The following is a 21,320-nucleotide window of genomic DNA, read 5'->3' on the forward strand; positions in this document are numbered from 1 at the left end:
ATGAAACAGCATGCTGAGGTAGTACTCGTGCATGGCCTGTGGCATCAGCCGGCGCACTTTGACCGGTTGGCGGACAGCCTGCGCGGGCTTGGAGTCACTGTCCATGTTCCCCCGCTGCACCGGGGGTCCGTTGCTGCTGACACAGCTGCAGTGCAGAGGGTCGTGGATCAATGCCGGGTGCCGCCAGTCGTGTTGGGGCACTCGTACGGCGGATCTGTCATCACCGGCCTGGAGCGCCTCAGGCATCTGATCTACGTTGCGGCTTTTGTACCGGCAGCGGGTGAAAGCGGTGCGCTGCTGGGAGGCGTTGACGCTCTGGTCAACGAAGCTTTGCAACACAACGACGACGGGACAACCAGCATCCAGCCGGGGCGGGCCCGTGAGATTTTGTATGCCGATTGCACTGAGGCTGACAGTAGATGGGCCACGGCGCTCCTAGTGCCGCAACAGCCCGGTCACGGCCGCGGGGTGCCCAATCGCATTGCCTGGCAGAACATCGAGAGCACCTACATCGTCTGTCGGCACGACAAAGCAATCAGCCCGGCCCTTCAGGAACGCATGGCCACACGGTGCACCACGACGATCAGCTTGGATTCAAGCCATTCACCATTTCTTAGCCGGCCGGCAGAGCTCGCTGCAGGGATCCTGGGAATCAGCGCTCCTTGAGCGTGATGACCGCGACCGCGACTGGCGAATGTCTTTCAACCTGGGAATCGTCCCAGCGCCCGAGAAGGTGGAGAGTCGCGATTCGGAACACCAGTGCTCTTAGCAGCAGCTGGCGCCACTCCGGAACACTGTGGTCATCAGTCAGCCCATCGTGTGGGTACCCATGCCAACACGCAGCGTCGACCACAGCTATCGCCGCGCCGAACCCGGGCGGCCGCCAGTATGGTGCCCAGTCAATAATCGCCGGCGGACGCCCTTGTGCAAACAGAACGTTCCCGAGCAGATCACCGTGGATGACCTGGGAAGGAGTATCGACGGGACGGTACTCCGCCACCAGCAGTTCCAGAAGCTCATCGGCAGGCGGGGCCGCCTCGCCCCAGGCAATCCGATCGGCCTTGCTCCATGGATCGTTGGACGCCGCGATGAAGGACGGGCGCGGGATCCCGGCGATTGCACGGTGAAAGGCTTGTCCCGCGCGCACAATGTCGGGGACACGGGTCTCGTCCGCGGCACCAGGAATCCACTCGCTGGCCTGCCAGCCATCGTGGACCCAGTTGCCTTGATTGTCGGGAATCGGCCGCGGGACGGTGAAACCTTCGGTGCGGATCGTTGCCAACACCTCGGACTTCCAGCTGGCCTCCTCAGAGCCGGCCGTTGGCCTCACCACCACCTGTCCCGATCGCCAGGTCAGCCCCCGGCCGCCGTCTAACCGTTCCGGTGCCTCAATTGCGCCGAACGCCTCGAAGACCGTGTGCGGGGGCATTGGTGACGGCGCGCTGGTTTCAGCCATGCGTCAAGTATGCCTGCGGGGGAGAAGGCTGTGACTGAGGGAGACTGTATGAATGTCTAGTGCCACGTCTGTACTTGAACGCTTCGTCAACGCCGTCAACGAAGAGAAACTCGGCGCCTACGGCGTTCATGTCCTGATGGGCGATGATGCCGTGCAGCATCGATGGCGCAGCGACGACCGGGAGAATATCTACTCAGTGTCTAAGGGCGTATGCGCCCTCGCAATTGGGATGGCAATCGACGAGGGCATTCTGTCGCTCGAGTCAACAGTGCCGGAACTGCTCCCCACAATGGAACTTGGGGCCGGAGTAGAGACAGTGACGATTAGGCATTTGCTGTCGATGTCGAGCGGGATCGACTTCGCATGGTTCGGCGACCAACCGGTGTCATGGCCAGACCTGGCCCAGGAGATGCTCAGGAGGCCCACGTCCGGCCCCGGTTCAAAATTCCAGTACACCGACGCGAGCACGTATGTAGCGATGCGTATGCTCGGCGCCGTCGTCGGCGATGTTCGTGACTGGCTCATGCCGCGCCTGTTCGACCCGCTGGGCATCCACAACCCGCAATGGCACCGGTGCCCCCTGGGCTGGATTATCGGCGGGAGCGGACTGGAACTGCGCACAGAGGAGCTCGCACGGATCGGCCGCCTGCTTCGCGACCGCGGCCGCTGGGAGGACAAGCAGCTCGTCGATTCAGCATGGGTAGACCGGATGCACACCTCGTGGGTGGAAACCGGCGGTAGCCCGCCTTCGGAAGGTTACGGCCTCGCTGCGTGGAACGGGCCGGGCAATTGTTGGCGGCTCGACGGAAGATACGGGCAGTATGTGGTCATCGACGACGCCCAAAACGCAGTAATCACCATCACCGCGCACGAAGAGTCACGCGACTGGCGCCTGACTGAACTCGCTCACCTGGCACTTATCGGCGGGTGAATGTGGAAATACACGAAAGCATTAAGCCCCTCGAACTCACACACTGTGCAAATGCGGCTTGGGCAACGGTGAGCCAGCGCGGCAATCAGCCCGGTTGGATGTGACGGGCAGCAGCGGTTGTTTCTCGGAAAAGCTTCGTGTTCACGTACGCCATGGGCCCCTGGAGGTAGCTCGCCAGCACCCGCTCCCCGGAGACGGTGAGCTCGTAGATTTTGCGCTTGGCACCGGTACCCGCCACTGATTCCTGGCTGTGGGTGATGAGGTTCAGACCTTCCACACGCCGCAGGGCCCGATGCAGGCTCTGTTCGTCCACCGCCAGATAGCCTTCGCTCAGGTCGGTGATGAAGCCGCGGATCTGTCCGGACCACCGCGGTTCTTCGGATAGGGCCAGCAGGATGAAGAGCATCAGGGTGCCCTTTTTATGGGTGTCGGTCCACGCGGCGAGGACTTTGCGCTCATAGTCGGACAGCCCAAGGTCAGGCCCGATCCCCGATTCAGACCTCGACATGTTCATAGCCCCTGCTGAGCATGGCGCCGATTGTGTGGGCCAGGAGCCCGGCGCCCCACAGCACGCTCATAGACACCAGAGGACCTGACCACCCCTGCTGCAGCAGTTCATTCCTTCCACTGAGCATCAGGATCCACGCGTGCAGCCAGAAACTGCCGTTGATGATCAGGTAGGCGACAGCGTGTGCGAAGTAGGTCCCGTACGCGCGTTGGCGCAATGCCCTCGCATTCCTCACCGTGAACACCACCATGTAGAGCGCCACTCCGGCCAGCAACAGTGCGGTGCCGGCTGTGACTCGTCCGTCCGTCACGAAGGCGGTATATCCCTGTACAACCAGTACGCCGACCACCAGGGTTCCCATGTGGCGGGCGAGTCGTTGATTCGTGATCGGCATGACGCCATCGGGTCGGTTCCCCATTCCAAGCTCCTTAGTAGACTATAGGTATAGTACCTAAGGCGGTCACGTTGGTCCAGCTCCAGTTCCAGCTCCAACTCCTTGTTTCCGCGGCGTATTCGGACATTCGCTAGCGTGGTCATGGGTGCGATCGTCCGAAATCGCCGCGCAGCCTGGACAGCACCTCTGCTCACCGCGAAACCGCAGCTCTCCCTCAGGAATCCGGTCGTAAACTGAACTCCGAATCTCTTCGCGTGAGTTGGAGCCGTGCATGCTCTGGAAGTTGCTCGTTGAATACCTGAAGCCTCACCGGCGGTTGCTGCTCGCCGTCGTCGTCTTCCAGCTGGCGCAGTCCATCGCGTCCCTGTACCTGCCTACCCTGAATGCCGACATCATCGATCAGGGCGTGGCGAAGGGGGACATCAACTACATCCTGGGCACCGGCAGCATCATGCTGCTGATTACCCTGCTCCAGATCGTCTGCGCGGTGACGGCCGTGTACTTCGGCGCAAAGGCGGCAATGGGTGTGGGACGCGATCTCCGCGGGGCGATCTTCACCAGGGTGGGGGAGTTCTCCGAGCAGGAGGTCACGCGGTTCGGGGCGCCGAGCCTCATCACCCGCTCCACCAACGACGTCCAGCAGGTCCAGCAGCTGGTGCTGATGTCGGCCACCCTTATGGTCACGGCGCCCATGCTCAGCATCGGCGGCGTGATCATGGCGGTGCGGCAGGACGTGCAGCTGTCGTGGCTGATCGCGGTGAGCGTGCCCGTGCTGCTGGTCGGCGTGGGGTTGATTGTCAGCCGGATGATTCCACTGTTCCGCAAAATGCAGGTGCGGATCGACGCCGTCAACCGGGTGTTGCGCGAACAGCTCACCGGCATCCGCGTGGTCCGCGCCTTCGTCCGGGAGGACATCGAGAACGCCCGCTTCGCCCGGGCCAACGACGACGTTACCGATACCGCCCTGCACGCCGGACGCCTTATGGCACTCATGTTCCCCGTGGTGATGCTGGTCCTGAACGTCTCCAGCGTTGCCGTGATCTGGTTCGGCGCATTCCGGATCGACGACGGCTCCATGCAGGTGGGCACACTGATCGCCTTCCTCAGCTACCTCATGCAGATCCTCATGTCCGTCATGATGGCCACGTTCATGGCAGCCATGATCCCGCGCGCCGCAGTGTCCGCGGACCGAATCGGCGAGGTGCTGACGACGGAATCGAGCGTGCGGCCTCCCTTGAACCCGGTTGGCTTTCCTGACAGCTCCGGTGCTGTTTCTTCCAACGGCAAGCGCCGCGGCGAGCTGGAAATGCGCGACGTCGGATTCGCCTACCCGGGTGCCGAGCAGCCCGTCCTGAGCGGCATCAGTTTCACTGCCCGGGCGGGGCAGACGACGGCGATCATCGGCAGCACCGGCGCCGGCAAAACCACACTGGTGAACCTCATGCCCCGGCTCTTCGATGCGACGAGCGGTTCGGTGAGGATCGACGGCGTCGACGTCCGCGAGCTGCACCCGGACCTGCTCTGGGGCCACATCGGACTGGTCCCGCAGAAGCCTTACCTATTCTCCGGAACGGTGCGCAGCAACCTCTTGTACGGAAAGCCCGACGCCACGGAGGACGAACTGTGGCAGGCGCTCGCCACCGCCCAGGCGCAGGACTTCGTCCGGGAGATGGAGGGTGGCCTGGACGCGGACATCTCCCAGGGCGGCACCAATGTTTCCGGAGGTCAGCGGCAGCGGCTCGCCATCGCCCGCGCGCTGGTGAAGCGGCCCGAGCTCTACATCTTTGACGACTCCTTCTCCTCGCTGGACACCGCCACCGATGCCCGGCTCCGGCAGGCGCTCAAGCACAACACCTCCGGCGCCACCCTGGTGATCATCGCCCAGCGGGTTTCCAGCATCGTCGACGCCGACCAGATCCTGGTGCTCGACGACGGCAGGATCGTTGGGCAGGGAACGCACGACGAGCTGCTGGAGACCTCGGAGACATACCAGGAGATTGTGAACTCGCAGCTGGCAGTGGAGGACGCGGCATGAGCGGCGCCGGAACCCCGGCGGCGGCCACGTCCAGCCCCACCCGCATACCCCGTCCGGCGGGAGGTCCCGGCCGCGGCGGACCCTTCGCTGGGATGAACGTCCCTGCCGAGAAGCCCATGAACTTCTGGCCCTCGGCCAAGCGGCTGCTGGGGACGCTGCGACCGGAGCGGCTCTGGCTGGTGCTGGTTCTGGTGCTGTCCGTCGTCGGCGTCGCGTTCTCGGTAATCGGTCCGAGGCTGCTGGGCGAGGGCACCAACCTGATCTTCGCCGGCGTCGTTTCCAAGGATCTTCCCGCCGGCGCCAGCAAGGCCGACGTCATCGCGGGACTGCGCGCTTCCGGCCAGAACCAGCAGGCCGACATGCTCAGCGCGATGCCGCTGACGCCCGGCGTCGGCATTGATTTCCAGGCGCTGTCCACCGTGCTGCTGTGGGCGCTGGCGCTGTATGTGCTGGCCTCGGCGTTTGGCTGGGCGCAGGCGTACATCCTCAACGGCGTCGTGCAGCGGACGGTGTACCGGCTCCGCGAGCAGATCGAGGCGAAGATCCACCGCCTCCCGCTGCGGTATTTCGATTCCATCCAGCGCGGTGAGCTGCTGAGCCGGGTGACCAACGACGTCGACAATATCTCCCAGAGCCTGCAGCAATCGATCAGCCAGGTGGTCACGTCCCTGCTGACGGTGGTGGGCGTGCTGGTGATGATGGTGCTGCTGTCGCCCACGCTCGCGGTGATTGCGCTGGTGACGGTGCCGCTGACGCTGGGGATCACGGCGCTCATTGCGAAGCGGTCGCAGAAGCTGTTCGTGGCGCAGTGGAAGAACACGGGCGAGCTGAACGGGCAGATCGAGGAGACGTACACCGGGCATGCGCTGGTGAAGGTGTTCGGGCGGCAGCGCGAGGTGGACGAGCGGTTCCGGCAGAAGAACGTGGAGCTGTACCAGGCGAGCTTCGGGGCGCAGTTCATCAGCGGCCTCATCATGCCGGCCATGACGTTCATCGGGAACCTTGTGTATGTGGGGATTGCTGTGGTGGGCGGGCTGCAGGTGGCGTCCGGTGCGATGCAGCTTGGTGATGTGCAAGCGTTCATCCAGTACTCGCGACAGTTCACCATGCCGCTGGCGCAGCTGGGGTCGATGGCCAACCTGCTGCAGTCCGGGGTAGCTTCGGCCGAGCGGGTGTTCTCGTTGTTGGATGAGGACGAGCAGTCGCCTGATCCTGCTGACGCTGCGACGCCGGATGGCAAACGCGGGCGGCTTGAGTTTGAGGAAGTCTCCTTCTCCTACTCGCCTGAGAAGCCGCTGATCTCTTCGCTTTCTTTGGTGGCGGAGCCGGGGCAGACGGTGGCCATTGTGGGGCCGACCGGGGCGGGCAAGACGACGCTGGTGAACCTGATGATGCGGTTCTATGAGATTGATGCGGGGCGGATAACGCTCGACGGCGTGGATGTCACCTCGATGACGCGGCACGAGTTGCGCTCGCGGATGGGGATGGTGCTGCAGGATACCTGGTTGTTCGGCGGGACGATCCGGGACAACATTGCGTATGGCCGGCCGGAGGCTTCGGAGGCGGAGATCCTGGAGGCGGCGCAGGCGACCTACGTGGACAGGTTTGTGCGGTCACTGCCGGAGGGGTACGACACCGTGCTGGACGACGAGGGTTCCAACGTGTCGGCGGGGGAGAAGCAACTGCTGACGATTGCCCGGGCGTTCCTGTCCCGGCCGTCGGTGCTGATCCTGGATGAGGCAACCTCTTCCGTGGACACCCGCACTGAGGTGCTGGTGCAGAAGGCAATGAGTGCTTTGAGGTCCGACCGGACTTCCTTTGTGATTGCGCACCGGCTTTCAACGATCCGTGACGCCGACCTCATCCTGGTGATGGAGGCCGGTCAGATTGTGGAGCAGGGGACGCACGCTTCCTTGTTGGAGGCGGGCGGGGCTTATGCGCGGCTGTATGAGGCGCAGTTCGCGGCTCCTGTGGCGGAGGTTTAGGGGCTGGCATCCCTCACAGGTTCGTTCGGCTCCCCAGCCAGCTAGCCATCCAACGGGCGATGCCGGGAACGGATCCGACTTATCGTCCAAATGACGACCCAAAACAGGACAACGAGAGTCAACGTTTCAGTCCCGTTTGGCGCACCGCCCAACCTCGCCAAGATGTAGGGAAGTGCAAACACAAGAAGAAGCGTGCCCGCCAAGCCGATGACCAGCACTCTTTTGCTCATCTCCATGTCTCCTTCGTACGTCTGGCCGGTGTTATGACCGCCACGATCCGCGCCTACAGATCCTCGGGGATGGGCGGCATGCCTTTCAGCCTCGTCGTTCTGGCATAGCTCCAGATACCGTGATCCAGGTCTTTTTGACTTACACCGAGCACGATGGCGGCTTCCTTCACGAGACCTCCGGCCTCCTCAGACGTTACGCGCCGTCCGACTGCTGTCCTCACGAACGCAGTGATCCATGTATCTGCCTTCACCCCTTCATGGCGTAGGAGCATGGTGAAGTATTCCCACGTCACAGGGCCCAGACCCGACACTCCTATGTACTGTTCCCGGTGATCAGCGTCTGTGGGGTCGAGATGAGTCGGTTCGGTTATGCCAACATCCGTGAATCGTTTTGCTGCCTCGATGATTGCAAAGGCCTTGGTCTTGCCGGCATGTACTTTCTGCCTATTCAGTATTTGTTCGAGCGCTAAGGGTTCTTGATGCGCCAGATAGTTCATTCTCTCGAGAGCGTTGATGTGTTGTGTGTGCTTCGCATATCTCAGCACGGCGCCCCGGGCTCCCGTCCACGTTCCGTCTGCTCGTTCCCTACCGTAACGAAACCGGATAGACATGACGGCGTCTACCAAGGCAAGGTCCAACCTGTCCGGGTAACCGCCGGGCCACTTGGGCCATGGCTTGGGAATCAGGTTAATGGCGAAAATAACACGCTCGATGTCCGTCAGGGGCGAGGCCGTCACAGGTAGCTCTTGACACTCGCGCGGAGCGCTTCGGTGTGTTCGTAGATCTCCTCAAGCGAGCTGATGGGGACACGGGTTTCTTCTTTGTCAGCGTCGAATATCCCGAGGTACTTCTGTGTACGGTTGAAATGCAGGCGGGCGATCGGCTTGCGATTGTTGTCGTCGAGCAGCACAGCGAAGTAAGACTTGGCGTCACGCTGGACTACCCGCGCGGGCTTGACCTCGCTGCAAACGATGGCGCGAACGATCTGGTATCCCTCGATTTCCTCCAGCGTTGTTGCAAGACCATCCGCCTCGGCCAAGTCCGCGTCCGCCACCGGGGCACTTGTAACGCTTGCGGCTGCCGCGGAGTCTTCAGCCTGCGGGAAGCCTGGAGCGCCGAGGGCCTTCTTGAGCCGCTCGTTCACCTGGTCGTTGAGGAACTGTTTGGAAGCTTTGGTCACCAGTGCCGTGAACTGTTCTCGAACCTTCTGGGTGTAAGGGCCGGGATAAACGCGGCCGGTTAGAAACTTCACCCATTCGTCCTCTGGTTCCTTAAACTGAGCGGCGAGAGTTCGCTTCAGTTCGCCGATGTACTTCAGTTCGCCAGCGGCACTGATGATCGAGTCAAGGTCAAAAACATCCTTAGACAGCTTCTGGAGTTCAGGGATGAGCGACTCGTCGATATCGTTCAAATCCAGAACCAAGAATGGCTTGGCGTCCATGCGGTTGGGGGCATCGAGGTCAGTAAAGAATTGGTACACCTCGCCGTTGGTGAGGATGGCGATTCGAGCGTTCGTCACAGCGAAGTACCGGAAGAGCTGGGAGGCATGCTCGATTTTCACCGGCTCTGATGACTTCTTGCACTCGATCAGGATTTGCACCTCGCCGTCCTTGACGATGGCGTAGTCGATCTTCTCGCCCTTCTTCAAGCCCACGTCCGCGATGAATTCTGGAACGACTTCCATTGGATTGAAGACGTCATAGCCAAGAATCGTTGAGATGAAGGGCATGACAAAGGCATTCTTTGTTGCCTCTTCGGTTTGAATCACTCCGCGCTGCTGGCGCACTTTTGCTGCCAAAGCCGAGAGTTTTTCTGCAAATTCCATTTGTCCCCTTTGAAAAATGTTGTGTTGCCAACCGTAACCCAGCACTAGGACAAATTTGAGGGAATCACCGGACTCAAATTGGTAAATCAATCCGAGTGCAACTTGGATTCGAGAGTTTGGAATCGTCGCCGTGATGGCTGGCATCTCGGCTTCGTGCCACACATCTCCTGTTCTAATCTCGTGGCGGAGCCGGGGCAGACGGTGGCGATCGTGGGGCCGACCGGCGCTGGCACGCTGGTGAACGTGATGATGCGGTTCTATGAGATTGATACGCGGCGGATACGGAGTTGGCCGCAGCATCCGAGACAAACGGGCACTCGTCGAAGAGATAGTCATACCTGATAGAAATGATTGCTGAACGTCAGTTTCCCGCCTGTCAATTCAGACAGATGTGCAGGCGGCTGTGCAGAAATCACTAATGCCGTCCGGCTGCGATCTGAGCAGCGGCCTGCCCTTTCCTTAAAGCCGAAGCTCCATGAAAACACTGTTGGGATCAAGGACGTAGTCCGCAAAGGGCGGGCACTCGGTGAAGCCGTGGCGGGCATACAGGCGTCGCGCGGGAGCGAAGTACTCCTCGCTGCCGGTCTCCAGAAGGACGCGCTCGAGGTTGCGGGTCCGGGCGTTGTCGAGGATGTGCCGGAGCATGAGCGTGGCCACGCCGCGACCCCTTGCCGTTGCTGTGGTGCGCATCGACTTTATCTCGCCGTGTGTGGCTGAGTCGGGCGCCGAATCTAGGAGCTTCAGCGCGCCGCACCCCAGCAGATTCCCTTCCTCGCGTGCCGTCCAAAAAGTAATCGACGGCCCGGACAGCGCGGAGTGGTCCAAGGCGTGAACGCTTTCGGCAGGCGAGGTGGCGAACATGTCTGCCAAGTGCTCGCTCAGGAGCCGGTGAACATCGGCGCGTGCGGGGTCGTCCCGGTCAATCTCAATCATCGCCTCAAATTTACCCGCTCCAAAGTGATTGTTCGTGCCCCGGGCCGGCTGCAAGAACAGCCGGCCCGGACGCATCCGTCAGCGCAGGTCGAAGCGGTCCAGCTCCATGACCTTCACCCAGGCGGCCACGAAGTCGTTGACGAACTTCTCCCGGCCGTCCTCGCTCGCGTAGACCTCAGCCAGTGCCCGGAGCTGGGAGTTTGAACCGAAGATCAGGTCCACGGGCGTTGCGGTCCATTTCAGCTCCCCGGTGCCGGCATCGCTGATCTCGAAGACGTTCTCCTCACCCTCCGAGGCCTTCCACTTGGTCCCCGGGGAGAGCAGGTTGACGAAGAAGTCGTTCGTCAGCACCTGGGGCCGGTCGGTGAGGACACCGTGGGTGGAACCGCCCACGTTCGTTTCCAGGGCGCGCATGCCGCCGACGAGCACCGTCATCTCCGGCGCGGAGAGGTCCAGCAGGTACGCCTTGTCCAGCAGGAGGGTCTCCGGCTGGAGTTTCTCGCCAGGGCGCACATAGTTGCGGAACCCGTCCGCCCGCGGCTTCAGGTACTGGAAGGACTCGACGTCGGTCTGGTCCTGCGCGGCGTCGGTCCGGCCGGGACGGAACGGCACGGTGACGGCGAAACCGGCGTCGCTTGCGGCTTTCTCCACCGCCGCGCAGCCGCCGAGGACGATCAGGTCTGCCAGCGAGACCTTCTTGCCGTTGGCCTGGGCGGAGTTGAACTGCTGCTGCACCGTCTCAAGCGCCTGCACCGCCGTCGAAAGCTGTTCGGTTTCGTTGATTTCCCAGCTCCGCTGGGGCTCCAGCCGGATCCGCGCACCGTTGGCGCCGCCGCGCCTGTCGGTCTTGCGGTAGGTGGACGCGGCGGCCCAGGCAGTACCGGCCAGCTGCGAGACTGAGAGGCCGGAGCCCAGCAGCTGGGCCTTGAGCGATGCGATGTCCTGCTCGTCGATCAGCTGGTGGTCTACCTCCGGGACAGGGTCCTGCCAGAGCTGGGCCTCCGGGACCCACGGTCCGAGCATGTGCGGCCCGACGGGGCCCATGTCGCGGTGCAGCAGCTTGTACCAGGCCTTGGCGAAGGCGAGCTGGAACTCATCCGGGTTCGCCAGGAAGCGCCGCCCGATCTCCTCATAGGCCGGATCGAATCGCAGCGACAGGTCTGTTGTCAGCATGGTGGGCCGGTGCTTCTTCTCCGGGTCATGTGCGTCCGGGATGATCTCCGGGGCATCCTTGGCAACCCACTGGTGCGCGCCCGCCGGGCTCTTGACAAGCTCCCACTCGTTTTCGAACAGGATCTCCAGGAAGCGGCTGCTCCACTGGGTGGGCCGGTCCGTCCAGGTGACTTCGAGGCCGGAGGTGATGGTATCCGGGCCCTTGCCGCTGCCGTGCGTGCTGATCCAGCCGAGGCCCTGCTCCTCCAGGTTCGCGGCCTCCGGCTCGGGGCCAACGTGCGCATCGGCGTCGGCGGCGCCGTGGGTCTTGCCGAAGGTGTGCCCGCCGGCGATCAGCGCGAACGTTTCTTCGTCGTTCATCGCCATGCGCTTGAACGTCTCGCGGATGAATGCTGCCGCGAGTTTGGGATCCGGATTGCCCATCGGCCCCTCCGGGTTGACGTAGATCAGGCCCATCTCCGTGGCACCCACGTCCTCCGCCATCTGGCCTTCACCGATGTAGCGCTCATCGCCGAGCCATGCGTCCTCCGGCCCCCAGAAAATCTCCTCGGGCTCCCACACGTCCTCGCGGCCGAAAGCGAAGCCGAAGGTCTTGAAGCCCATGGACTCGAGTGCCACGTTTCCGGCGAGGACCAGCAGGTCGGCCCAGGAAAGCTTCTGGCCGTACTTCTGCTTCACCGGCCACAGCAGCCGCCGGGCCTTGTCCAGGTTCGCATTGTCCGGCCAGCTGTTGAGCGGCGCGAACCGCTGGCTGCCGTCCCCGGCCCCGCCGCGGCCGTCATGGACACGGTAGGTGCCGGCCGCATGCCAGCTCAGACGGATCATGAGGCCGCCGTAGTGGCCGAAGTCCGCGGGCCACCAGTCCTGGGAGGTGGTCAGGACCTCGGTGATGTCCTGCTTGAGCGCCTCGACGTCGAGCTTCGGGAACTCCTCGCGGTAGCTGTACGTGGAGCCGAGCGGGTTGCCCTTGGGATGGTGGGCGTGAAGCACGGAGAGGTCCAGCTGGTTCGGCCACCAGTCCGCGACGGTCCGCGGCCGGTGCCCCTTGGGCTGCGGCGAGTCGATCGCCGGGTTCTCACTCTCACTGCCGTGCGAGGTCACGCTGCCATGGTCCACCGGGCATCCACCCCCAACCTTGCTGTCGAGGCCTTGGGCGCTTCCGGGAGTGGGGACCGGGGGATGTTCCTGGTGATCGGTCATAGCTTCCTTCCATTCGACCGAGGCCGTGGAGCGGACTCGGCAGCCGGTTCAACCTTCCCATTGGACCATAGACAAGCGAGTGCAGGGGAGCCGGTTCCACGCTGCTCGGCGGCCACGGCCCATCTCCGTCGATTACCGAACGAAGCAGGTCCACATGCTCATGCACGTTCGGCCGAAACCTGTTGACACCCTCAAGAGCCAGTAGCATACTTGAGTCATCATAACTAATATATCAAGAGGATATCAGGCAATAGCTTGGGGGAAATAATGATGGTCGATGTTCTGAGCCGCTCGCTCGCAGAGACCGATCCCGCGATCCACGCCGCGGTTGTCCTTTGGCGCAACCTGGACCGGAAGAAGTCGTAAGGACGGTGTGGTCCGCTTCCGTCAAAGCCATAAACGCCGCCCGCCTTGCCCTGCACGGCGACGGAAGCCACAAGGTATCCCTCGACAAAAGACCGGCCTGTCCTATCGAAGCAAGGAATGACCCTGAAACGACTCCCGTGACGACCACGTGGCCGTCACGGGCTGCAGCCGCAGAAGATCGATCACCATCTCAATGAGGAGAAGCACACCATGCAGGAGCTCGCGAACCGGCTCGAACGCCTGGGCACTGAAACTGCCTTTAGCGTCGCCCAAGCCGCCGCCGCCTGGAAGGCGAAGGGGAACCTCGTGTACCCCTTCCATCTCGGCGACATCAACATCCCGACGGCCCCCCACATTATTGAAGCGATGAACCGGGCCATCGGTGACGGCTACACGGGTTATTGCCCCGGCCCAGGCATCCCGCAGTTGCGCGAGGCCCTGGCCGAAGATATCGGGGCCCGCCGGGGCATCGAGTTCTCCCCTGACAACGTGGTGGTGATGACGGGCGGCAAACCCGTTATCACGAAGTTCCTGCAGGCGGTCATGAACCCCGGCCAGGAAGTGCTCTACCCGAACCCCGGCTTCCCGATCTACGAATCGCAGATCGAGTACCTTGGCGGCACGGCCGTGCCTTACCGTTACCTGCCCACGAGCCAGGGCTTCGCCATCGACCTCGAGCAGATCCGCTCTTCGATCACGCCCAACACGGTCGCAATCATCTACAACGACCTGCAGAACCCCATCTCGGCCGAGTCGACGGCGGCCGAGCGTGAGGCCGTCGCACAGCTCGCAATAGAGCACGACCTCTGGGTGCTCTCCGACGAGGCCTACTTCGAGACGCGCTATGAGGGGGTTTCGAGCTCGATCGCATCGATTCCCGGCATGCTGGAGCGCACCGTCATCCTCTACACATTCAGCAAGAAGTTCGCCATGACCGGCTCCCGCCTGGGCTGCGCCGTCGCCCCTCTCGAGATCGCCAAGGTTCTCAGTACGCTCAACACCAACGATGAGTCGTGCACCACGCACTACGTGCAGTGGGCCGGCATCGAAGCGCTCCGCGGCACACAGGAACCCGTGCAGCAGATGCTGGACGTACTCCAGAAGCGTCGGGATGCTGCATGCGAAATCGTGAACGACATCCCCGGCATGCACGTCGCCGTGCCGAAGTCGACGTTCTACCTTTTCCCCGACGTCACCGAGGTCATGAAACGCATGGGCTACACGGCAGTCGGCGACTTCGCCACTGACGCCCTGTACAAAACCGGCGTCTCCTTCTGCACACGCGAGCACTTCGGCCGACGCCTGCCCGGCGAGGAGCGGCAGTACATCCGGCTCGCCTATTCGGGCATCGAAGTGCCAGATATCCGCGACGGCCTCGGACGCCTGCGCGAGTGGATCGAGACGGCATGAGCCGGGTCGTCGTCACGGGACGTATCCCCGAAACCGCACTCGAGAAGCTGCGCGCCGAACACGAGGTTGATGCCTGGCAAGGGCCGGAGTCGATTGGCCGCGAGGAGCTCCTGCGCAGGGTAGCCGGCGCCGATGCCGTGGTGAGCCTACTCACCGAACGCATCGACGCGGAACTGCTCGACGCCGCGGGCCCGCAGCTCAAAGTGGTGGCGAACGTCGCCGTCGGCTATGACAACATCGACGTGCCGGCGTGCACTCAACGGGGCATCGTGGCCGCCAATACCCCCGGCGTGCTCACGGCGGCCACAGCCGACATCGCATTTGGCCTCATCCTCATGGCAACCCGCCGGCTGGGCGAGGGGGAACGGCTCATCCGCTCCGGCCAGGCCTGGAAGTGGGGCATGTTCTTCCTGCTCGGCAGCAGCCTGCAAGGCAAGACCCTCGGCGTCGTGGGCATGGGGGGCATCGGGCAGGCGACCGCACGCCGGGCCAAGGCCTTCGGGATGGAAATCGTCTACCAGTCACGCAGCGAGATCGACGCCGGGATCGCAGCCGAGCTGGGCGCCCGCCGGGTTGAGCTCGATGAGTTGCTTGCCATCTCCGACGTCGTCTCCTTGCACTGCCCCTACGGGCCGGCCACGCATCATCTGATCGGCGCCGAACAACTCGCGGCCATGAAGGCTTCGGCGTACCTCGTCAACACTGCGCGCGGACCGATCGTCGACGAAGCAGCGCTCGCCTCAGCCCTTCGCGACGGGCAGATCGCAGGCGCAGGGCTCGACGTTTTTGAAAACGAGCCCAGCGTGCACCCGGGGTTGCTCGAGCTCGACAATGTGGTGCCCGTGCCGCACCTCGGCTCCGCCACTGTGGAGACGCGAACCGCAATGGCGATGCTTGCCGCCGACAACGCCCTCGCCGTGCTCAGCGACGAACGACCGCCCGCACCGATCAATTAGAGGCGACTGGCGCCACGAACGGGACGACAATCCGGCGGAATACCAGCCCCGTCCTAAAGGGATGCGACCCGGGACTACTCAGCGTCCGACGTCGTCCGTCTCCGTGTCCCGGCGGCAGCATTGACCGGGCATCACATCTTAGAGAGAAGAAAATAGTGACACGTATTGGCATTGTGGCCGAGTTGGGCAGTGAGACTAGGGTGGCGGCGACGCCTGTCACCGTCAAGCAGTTGCTGGGGTTGGGCTACGAGGTTGTGGTCGAGAAGGGTGCGGGGGAGTCCGCGTCGTTCCGTGATGAGGCTTATGCCGAAGCGGGTGCCCTGATTGTGGGCGCCGATGAGGCGTGGGGCAGCGAGGTGGTGCTGCGGATCAATCCGCCTACTGAGGATGAGATTGCCCGTCTTACCGAGGGTGCCACGTTGATCGGATCGTTGAGCCCTGGTTTGCGGCCTGAGTTGGTGGAGGCTCTGGCTTCGCGTCCCATCACGGCGCTGGCGTTGGATGCGGTGCCGCGGATCTCGCGGGCCCAGTCGATGGATGTGCTCAGTTCGATGGCGAACATTGCCGGGTACCGTGCCGTCATTGAGGCGGCCCACGAGTTCGGTCGGTTTTTCACGGGCCAGGTTACCGCGGCGGGCAAGGTACCGCCCGCGAAGGTCCTGGTCGCAGGCGCCGGCGTCGCCGGGTTGGCGGCAATCGGCGCTGCGAGCAGCCTGGGCGCGATAGTCCGGGCGACTGATCCGCGGCCGGAAGTCGGCGACCAGGTGAAATCCATCGGCGGAACCTACCTCAAGGTCGAGGTCGCCGAAGAGATGAAGTCTTCCGACGGATACGCGAAGGCGACGTCCGAGGCGTACAACGCCCGGGCCGCGGAAATCTACTCCGAGCAGGCAGCGGATGTGGACATCATCATCACCACAGCCCTGATCCCGGGGCGTCCGGCGCCGAAGCTACTCACCGCCGAAGACGTGTCCAGCATGAAGGCTGGCAGCGTGATCGTGGACATGGCAGCGGGCCAGGGCGGGAACGTCGAAGGCTCCGTCGCCGGCGAACGCATCGTGACGGACAACGGGGTGGTGATCCTGGGCTACACGGATCTTCCGGCCCGGCTCCCGGCCCAGGCGTCCCAGCTGTACGGGACGAACATGGTGAACCTGCTCAAGCTCCTGACCCCGGACAAAGACGGTCAGCTTCGGATCGATTTCGACGACGTCGTGCAGCGCTCCGTCACGGTGGTACGCGACGGTGAGAAGACCTGGCCGCCGCCACCGGTCCAGGTCTCGGCCGCCCCGGTTCAGAGCGAAACCAAACGCGCCGATGAGCGGGCTGCGGACAAGGCGGCGAAAAAGACCGGGTTGGGCCCTGCCGGTAAGGCCGGGCTCTTTGCCGCAGGGATCGCGGTGCTGTTCGGAATCAACGCGGTGGCCCCGGCGCCGCTGCCCCAGCACTTTACGGTCCTGATGCTCTCCATCGTGGTCGGCTTCTACGTCATCGGGAAAGTCCACCACGCCCTGCACACCCCGCTGATGTCCGTCACGAACGCGATCTCGGGGATCATCGTCGTCGGTGCCCTCCTGCAGGTCACCTCGGACAACATCGTCATGCAGATCCTCGCCGCCGTCGCGGTCCTGCTGGCCAGCATTAACATTTTTGGCGGCTTCGCCGTCACCCGTCGCATGCTCGCCATGTTCTCGGCCGGGAAGGCACGTTCATGAGCGCGGCCCCCGAAGCAGCAGGAATTCTATCGAGGAGCCTTACCGTGTCTGACACCGTCTCCGGTCCGTTGACCGCCGACTCCATCGCGGGGGCGGCCTACGTCGTCGCTGCCCTGCTGTTCATCCTCAGCCTCGCCGGGCTGAGCAAGCACGAGAAAGCCCGTGCCGGAGTCATCTACGGCATCACCGGGATGATCATCGCACTGGCCGCGACCATCTGGCTGACCCTGCAGAACGCCTGGGGCGCCGGCGCCGGCCTCACGGGCGTGGGCCTGCTCGTCGCCGCGGTGACAGTCGGCGGCGCCATCGGGCTCTGGCGCGCCCGCGTAGTCGAAATGACCGGCATGCCTGAACTGATCGCCCTGCTGCACAGCTTCGTTGGTCTCGCCGCGGTACTGGTCGGCTGGAACGGGCACCTCGAAGCCCCGGAGCTATCCCCGGACCTGACAGCCATCCACCACGCCGAGGTGTTCATCGGCGTGTTCATCGGCGCAGTGACCTTCACTGGCTCGATCGTGGCGTTCCTGAAACTCTCCGCCCGGATGAAATCCTCACCCCTGATGCTGCCGGGTAAGAACGCGATCAACCTCGGTGCCCTCGCCGCCTTCATCGCCCTGACCATCTGGTACGTCAACGACTCCCAGCTCTGGCTCCTCATCGTCGTCACTGTGTTGGCCTTGGGCCTGGGCTGGCACCTGGTGGCCTCCATCGGAGGCGGCGACATGCCCGTGGTCGTGTCCATGCTCAACAGCTACTCCGGCTGGGCCGCCGCTGCGGCAGGCTTCCTGCTGAACAATGACCTGCTCATCATCACCGGTGCCTTGGTGGGATCCTCGGGCGCCTACCTGTCCTACATCATGTGCAAGGCCATGAACCGATCCTTCATCTCAGTGATCGCCGGCGGCTTCGGCATCGCAGCCCCCGCCGCGGCGGACGCAGAGTACGGCGAGCACCGCGAAATCACCGCCCAGGCCACCGCTGAAATGCTGACCAACGCCTCCAGCGTCGTCATCACCCCCGGCTATGGCATGGCCGTGGCCCAGGCCCAATACCCCGTCGCGGAACTCGCACACCAGCTCCGAGAGAGGGGTGTGAATGTCAGGTTCGGCATCCACCCGGTGGCCGGGCGCCTGCCAGGGCACATGAACGTGCTCCTCGCCGAAGCCAAAGTCCCCTACGACATCGTCCTGGAAATGGACGAAATCAACGAAGACCTCGGCGAGACCTCCGTGGTCCTCGTCATCGGCGCTAACGACACTGTCAACCCCTCCGCCGCCGAAGACCCGGGCAGCCCCATCGCCGGGATGCCAGTACTGCGGGTCTGGGAAGCCGAAAACGTCATTGTATTCAAGCGCTCCATGGCCGCAGGCTATGCCGGCGTCCAAAACCCACTGTTCTTCCGCGACAACTCCCAAATGCTCTTCGGCGACGCCAAAACCCGCGTCGAAGACATCCTCAAAGCGTTCTGACACCCGTGCTGCCGGAGGGTTGTCGATGGCCCGTACAGCGCTGAGAGGTCCAGGGCGTGAACGCTTTCGGCAGGCGAGGTGGTTTTGCGGCTGGCTGTTGGACGGGTGGCTAAACGCGGCCCACGGGCAGGCGATCCCTGCTCCCAGGCGTTGTTGTGTGGTTGTCCGGCGAGGGCCCGGACCCCCGGAACTTGTTCGGGAGGACGCTGAGCCCGTCCCGCGACGCGTCGTCGTTGGGCGTGTAGACCTCAAGGCGATGATCGGGCGACTCCGGCTGCAGCCAGACCTGATAGTCGACGTCGAGTGCCCCGACCGTGGGGTGGGACAGGACCATGTTGCCCACGGTGCCATCGGCGACATCGCCCTCGGCCCATAGACTCGCGAACTTGCTGCTCTTCATGGCCAGTTCCCCAATCAGTTCGGCAAGTCTGGCATCCGAGGGGTAACGGCCGGACGTCAACCGGAGGTAGGCAACATGCGTGCCGGCAAGTTCTTCCCAGTTGCTGTAAAGGTCCTGTGTGAGCGGATCAAGAAAGCATGACCTGGGCACTGAGGGGCGCCGATGGATATCCATTGGCGTCTCGAACGGTACATGCTCGAAGAGTAATTCATGGCCGGTGTGATTCCAGGCCAGGATGTCGCCCCGACGTCCCAGGATGACGGCCGGGAGAGTCTCATGCAAAGACTCGAACAGGGCGACACTTCGGCCAGTTTTAACTTCAACGACTTCGTGGCGCCCTTCGGCAAGTCCCTTTTGAGGGCGCGCGTCGTTGCCATGCCGGGAAAAGACGGCGGTGCCGCTCCCATTCAAAAGATCGGCTGGTTCCCTGGCACTAGAAATTGCGTATTTATATCCTACCTTCGATAGGATTATCTTCAATTAGACGATTTTGACCCACGTAATTGCGAGCTTAGCCTGCGCCTCTGCGCTGCCTATCTGCCGGAATTGGTTACTTAGTGAAACGACCTCCATGCGTGCAACGCTCGAATTGAACTTCTTAATCGTGTTTTCTTCAACCTTTATCTTGCTTCCATAGGCCATAACGTATACGCGCGGGTTCTCGAACAGGTTGAGAAATTCCTCTTGGGAAAGCTTAGTTCGATTCCAAGCCACAAGCCGCGCATGATGACTTCTGAGCTTTGCCCTGGTTCCGATGCGTAGGTCATTCTCGATGATCTGCGCGGAGTTGATAACCTGCGAGCGCACATCCCGAACCTTCACATCGAAGTTTCGCTTGACATGCACGAGATACGTCGTCTTGCCGTCCGAGATCAGACCGTCAAAGAGCTCAATGTTGTCGGTGAGTACTCTGTCCCCGTTGATGTAGCCCTTGAACGTTTCCTCGTTGTAGGATCCCTCCGAGCTTGCATGCGGCCAATCTTTCAAGCCCACTGCCGAAGCGTCTAGATCCAGTGATGTCAAAGTGGCGAGAAAGTCCTTTGTGATTTGGTCGATATAAGTAGCATCCACCTCGTACCACTTGCCAGCGAGAAGGAAGTAGGTTTTTCCTTCGTGACGTATTTCTCCATGCAGATGGTTGAGTAATGGCCCGCTAGTCCAGACACCTTTGAAGTAGTCGGAATTTTCCGTTTGTATAACAACTGAAAAAAAGTTGCCGAGTAGATTGGCGGAATCTATCGTCATGCTGTTCACTATGTCGGATAAGTCGGGCGGTGAATCTGCTTCGTAGAGACTGTCATTGCCCTGCGACACGCTGTACAAGGTCGCGTTGTCATAAAGAGAGGCATCAACATGGGCGACGGAGATATTCGTCCAGTTCTTATTTACGAAAATTCGATCTGCGAGGTTCTTTTTGAGCTTTTCAATTAGGTCTTTTCTTTTTCTCGGGTTCAATACCTGGATTGCGTCTAGCCCCGCCCATCCGTCGTCCTCGGGGAGTTTGTCCTCCGCTTTGGCTGCCATCCATCGGATCAGCTTGATGAGCTTCTGAGGCGATTCGATGCGAGGCCCCAACTTGATAGCACTCGTAACTTCCAAACGCATCTTGGACTTTTTCCCGAATATTTCTCTTATCGCCTTTTCGCCGAGTAGCGACTCCTGGATCTGTCCACTAAGGGCTGTCCAAACGTTCTCTAGGGACTCCACGTGAGTGATACGCCGTGGATCGCGGAAGTGAACTTCACTAGCGGGAGTCGTGCCTGTGATTTGACTCGATTTAGCGCCCTTCAGCTCCGCCTTTGCAACCCTGCGCCCAACTTCGATGGGAAAGGAAATATCAACAAAGCGTTCAAAAGAAACAGATGATTGTCCTGCCGTGTAGGCGTAGAGTTCGTCGTCCACCACTACGAAGCAGACCAAGTGCTGCATTTGGTTCTGGATGTCTTCGAGCATGATGCCTGCGCCTTTGAAGAAATTGACCCAGCTACTGGTGTTGGGACGTGTTTTCACGTTTCGATACAATAGAAGGCTGCAGCCATCGATATTAGCGGCGCCCTCCTTTGCATAGATCTCTTCGGCTTTTTGATTGTTGTATAACCCAATGATCTTGGCCGGCAGGTCTTGCACGTCGGAAGTGGGCCCCACGACGTCAATTGCCGCATCTGCATCGATCTTGTAGATCGGTGGAGTTATGCCTGCTTTTGAGCCCATGCCATCGTCCTTTCACATGGCAGTAAGCCATATCGCCAGAGTAGGTGATTTTCCAAGTATGAAGCAATAATTATTCGCTCCAAACCGTAGGTCGACTTCGCTCTCCATTAGTCGCGGAACGTA

Annotated in this window: 17 protein-coding genes and 2 pseudogenes; 10 read left to right on the forward strand and 9 right to left on the reverse strand. The window is 62.0% G+C overall.

Annotated features, from left to right (window positions below):
* Positions 1-666 (forward strand): alpha/beta hydrolase, encoded by a 666-nt coding sequence (locus tag M1E02_RS02915; protein ID WP_479376670.1) that lies wholly within the window; start codon positions 1-3, stop codon positions 664-666.
* Here the strand turns inward: M1E02_RS02915 and M1E02_RS02920 are convergent.
* Entirely contained in the window at positions 653-1,456 is an 804-nt protein-coding gene (locus M1E02_RS02920) for a TIGR02569 family protein (RefSeq protein ID WP_479376671.1), read from the reverse strand. The genes M1E02_RS02915 and M1E02_RS02920 overlap by 14 nt on opposite strands.
* Positions 1,457-1,508: 52 nt before the next feature.
* Here M1E02_RS02920 and M1E02_RS02925 point away from each other — a divergent pair, with 52 nt between their 5' ends.
* Positions 1,509-2,387, forward strand: coding sequence for a serine hydrolase domain-containing protein (locus tag M1E02_RS02925; protein WP_479376672.1), 879 nt, complete (start codon positions 1,509-1,511; stop codon positions 2,385-2,387).
* An 85-nt stretch (positions 2,388-2,472) separates the two neighbouring features.
* Here M1E02_RS02925 and M1E02_RS02930 read toward each other — a convergent pair whose 3' ends face one another.
* Together M1E02_RS02930 and M1E02_RS02935 are read right to left on the reverse strand one after the other, a co-directional pair.
* Positions 2,473-2,895 carry a PadR family transcriptional regulator gene (locus M1E02_RS02930; protein ID WP_479376673.1) on the reverse strand — a complete coding sequence of 141 codons (423 nt, stop codon included), beginning with the start codon at positions 2,893-2,895 and terminating at the stop codon, positions 2,473-2,475.
* On the reverse strand, positions 2,882-3,313 hold the full coding sequence (locus M1E02_RS02935) for a hypothetical protein (protein WP_479376674.1): 432 nt from the start codon (positions 3,311-3,313) through the stop codon (positions 2,882-2,884). Before M1E02_RS02935 ends, M1E02_RS02930 begins: the two co-directional genes overlap by 14 nt.
* A 247-nt stretch (positions 3,314-3,560) precedes the next feature.
* On the opposite strand from M1E02_RS02935, the gene M1E02_RS02940 reads away from it, so the two are divergent.
* Both M1E02_RS02940 and M1E02_RS02945 read left to right on the forward strand, forming a co-directional pair.
* Positions 3,561-5,324 (forward strand): ABC transporter ATP-binding protein, encoded by a 1,764-nt coding sequence (locus M1E02_RS02940; protein WP_479376675.1) that lies wholly within the window; start codon positions 3,561-3,563, stop codon positions 5,322-5,324.
* Positions 5,321-7,309, forward strand: coding sequence for an ABC transporter ATP-binding protein (locus M1E02_RS02945; RefSeq protein WP_479376676.1), 1,989 nt, complete (start codon positions 5,321-5,323; stop codon positions 7,307-7,309). The genes M1E02_RS02940 and M1E02_RS02945 overlap by 4 nt, the downstream gene beginning before the upstream one ends.
* Before the next feature lie 283 nt (positions 7,310-7,592).
* On the opposite strand, the gene M1E02_RS02950 is transcribed toward M1E02_RS02945, so the two are convergent.
* Together M1E02_RS02950 and M1E02_RS02955 are read right to left on the reverse strand one after the other, a co-directional pair.
* A complete protein-coding gene (locus M1E02_RS02950) occupies positions 7,593-8,276 on the reverse strand; it encodes a hypothetical protein (protein WP_479376677.1) in 684 nt (227 codons plus the stop codon).
* Positions 8,273-9,364, reverse strand: coding sequence for a type I restriction endonuclease (locus M1E02_RS02955; protein WP_479378043.1), 1,092 nt, complete (start codon positions 9,362-9,364; stop codon positions 8,273-8,275). The genes M1E02_RS02950 and M1E02_RS02955 overlap by 4 nt, the downstream gene beginning before the upstream one ends.
* Before the next feature lie 156 nt (positions 9,365-9,520).
* Between M1E02_RS02955 and M1E02_RS02960 the strand changes: the two are divergent.
* Positions 9,521-9,646, forward strand: a pseudogene (locus M1E02_RS02960) (ABC transporter ATP-binding protein); the annotation flags it as partial.
* 177 nt (positions 9,647-9,823) lie between these two features.
* On the opposite strand, the gene M1E02_RS02965 reads toward M1E02_RS02960, so the two are convergent.
* Positions 9,824-10,297: a GNAT family N-acetyltransferase gene (locus M1E02_RS02965; RefSeq protein ID WP_479376678.1), complete on the reverse strand. Its 474-nt coding sequence runs from the start codon at positions 10,295-10,297 to the stop codon at positions 9,824-9,826.
* Between the two features lie 78 nt (positions 10,298-10,375).
* Positions 10,376-12,670 carry a catalase/peroxidase HPI gene (gene katG / locus M1E02_RS02970; RefSeq protein WP_479376679.1) on the reverse strand — a complete coding sequence of 765 codons (2,295 nt, stop codon included), beginning with the start codon at positions 12,668-12,670 and terminating at the stop codon, positions 10,376-10,378.
* Between the two features lie 380 nt (positions 12,671-13,050).
* On the opposite strand from katG, the pseudogene M1E02_RS02975 reads away from it, so the two are divergent.
* The 5 genes and pseudogenes from M1E02_RS02975 to pntB all read left to right on the forward strand — a co-directional run.
* A pseudogene (locus tag M1E02_RS02975) lies at positions 13,051-13,233 on the forward strand (hypothetical protein); the annotation flags it as partial.
* Positions 13,234-13,246: 13 nt separating this feature from the next.
* Positions 13,247-14,446, forward strand: a complete 1,200-nt coding sequence (locus M1E02_RS02980) for a pyridoxal phosphate-dependent aminotransferase (protein WP_479376680.1) — start codon at positions 13,247-13,249, stop codon at positions 14,444-14,446.
* On the forward strand, positions 14,443-15,402 hold the full coding sequence (locus tag M1E02_RS02985; RefSeq protein WP_479376681.1) for a 2-hydroxyacid dehydrogenase: 960 nt from the start codon (positions 14,443-14,445) through the stop codon (positions 15,400-15,402). Before M1E02_RS02980 ends, M1E02_RS02985 begins: the two co-directional genes overlap by 4 nt.
* A gap of 155 nt (positions 15,403-15,557) precedes the next feature.
* Positions 15,558-17,117, forward strand: a complete 1,560-nt coding sequence (locus M1E02_RS02990; protein ID WP_479376682.1) for a Re/Si-specific NAD(P)(+) transhydrogenase subunit alpha — start codon at positions 15,558-15,560, stop codon at positions 17,115-17,117.
* Positions 17,114-18,586 (forward strand): Re/Si-specific NAD(P)(+) transhydrogenase subunit beta, encoded by a 1,473-nt coding sequence (gene pntB, locus M1E02_RS02995; protein WP_479376683.1) that lies wholly within the window; start codon positions 17,114-17,116, stop codon positions 18,584-18,586. The genes M1E02_RS02990 and pntB overlap by 4 nt, the downstream gene beginning before the upstream one ends.
* Positions 18,587-18,695: 109 nt before the next feature.
* Here pntB and M1E02_RS03000 read toward each other — a convergent pair whose 3' ends face one another.
* Together M1E02_RS03000 and M1E02_RS03005 are read right to left on the reverse strand one after the other, a co-directional pair.
* On the reverse strand, positions 18,696-19,268 hold the full coding sequence (locus M1E02_RS03000) for an MmyB family transcriptional regulator (protein ID WP_479376684.1): 573 nt from the start codon (positions 19,266-19,268) through the stop codon (positions 18,696-18,698).
* Between the two features lie 198 nt (positions 19,269-19,466).
* Positions 19,467-21,197 (reverse strand): DUF6119 family protein, encoded by a 1,731-nt coding sequence (locus tag M1E02_RS03005; protein WP_479376685.1) that lies wholly within the window; start codon positions 21,195-21,197, stop codon positions 19,467-19,469.
* Between the last annotated feature and the right edge of the window lie 123 nt (positions 21,198-21,320).

It is taken from the genome of Arthrobacter sp. Z5-13 (genome assembly GCF_056499105.1).

What these genes read in the sequence shown, in the direction of transcription:
- M1E02_RS02915 (WP_479376670.1), top strand. Translation starts at nt 1, where the DNA reads ATGAAACAGCATGCTGAGGTAGTACTCGTGCATGGCCTGTGGCATCAG.
- M1E02_RS02920 (WP_479376671.1), bottom strand. Translation starts at nt 1,456, where the DNA reads ATGGCTGAAACCAGCGCGCCGTCACCAATGCCCCCGCACACGGTCTTC.
- M1E02_RS02925 (WP_479376672.1), top strand. Translation starts at nt 1,509, where the DNA reads ATGTCTAGTGCCACGTCTGTACTTGAACGCTTCGTCAACGCCGTCAAC.
- M1E02_RS02930 (WP_479376673.1), bottom strand. Translation starts at nt 2,895, where the DNA reads ATGTCGAGGTCTGAATCGGGGATCGGGCCTGACCTTGGGCTGTCCGAC.
- M1E02_RS02935 (WP_479376674.1), bottom strand. Translation starts at nt 3,313, where the DNA reads ATGGGGAACCGACCCGATGGCGTCATGCCGATCACGAATCAACGACTC.
- M1E02_RS02940 (WP_479376675.1), top strand. Translation starts at nt 3,561, where the DNA reads ATGCTCTGGAAGTTGCTCGTTGAATACCTGAAGCCTCACCGGCGGTTG.
- M1E02_RS02945 (WP_479376676.1), top strand. Translation starts at nt 5,321, where the DNA reads ATGAGCGGCGCCGGAACCCCGGCGGCGGCCACGTCCAGCCCCACCCGC.
- M1E02_RS02955 (WP_479378043.1), bottom strand. Translation starts at nt 9,364, where the DNA reads ATGGAATTTGCAGAAAAACTCTCGGCTTTGGCAGCAAAAGTGCGCCAG.
- M1E02_RS02965 (WP_479376678.1), bottom strand. Translation starts at nt 10,297, where the DNA reads ATGATTGAGATTGACCGGGACGACCCCGCACGCGCCGATGTTCACCGG.
- katG (WP_479376679.1), bottom strand. Translation starts at nt 12,670, where the DNA reads ATGACCGATCACCAGGAACATCCCCCGGTCCCCACTCCCGGAAGCGCC.
- M1E02_RS02980 (WP_479376680.1), top strand. Translation starts at nt 13,247, where the DNA reads ATGCAGGAGCTCGCGAACCGGCTCGAACGCCTGGGCACTGAAACTGCC.
- M1E02_RS02985 (WP_479376681.1), top strand. Translation starts at nt 14,443, where the DNA reads ATGAGCCGGGTCGTCGTCACGGGACGTATCCCCGAAACCGCACTCGAG.
- pntB (WP_479376683.1), top strand. Translation starts at nt 17,114, where the DNA reads ATGAGCGCGGCCCCCGAAGCAGCAGGAATTCTATCGAGGAGCCTTACC.
- M1E02_RS03005 (WP_479376685.1), bottom strand. Translation starts at nt 21,197, where the DNA reads ATGGGCTCAAAAGCAGGCATAACTCCACCGATCTACAAGATCGATGCA.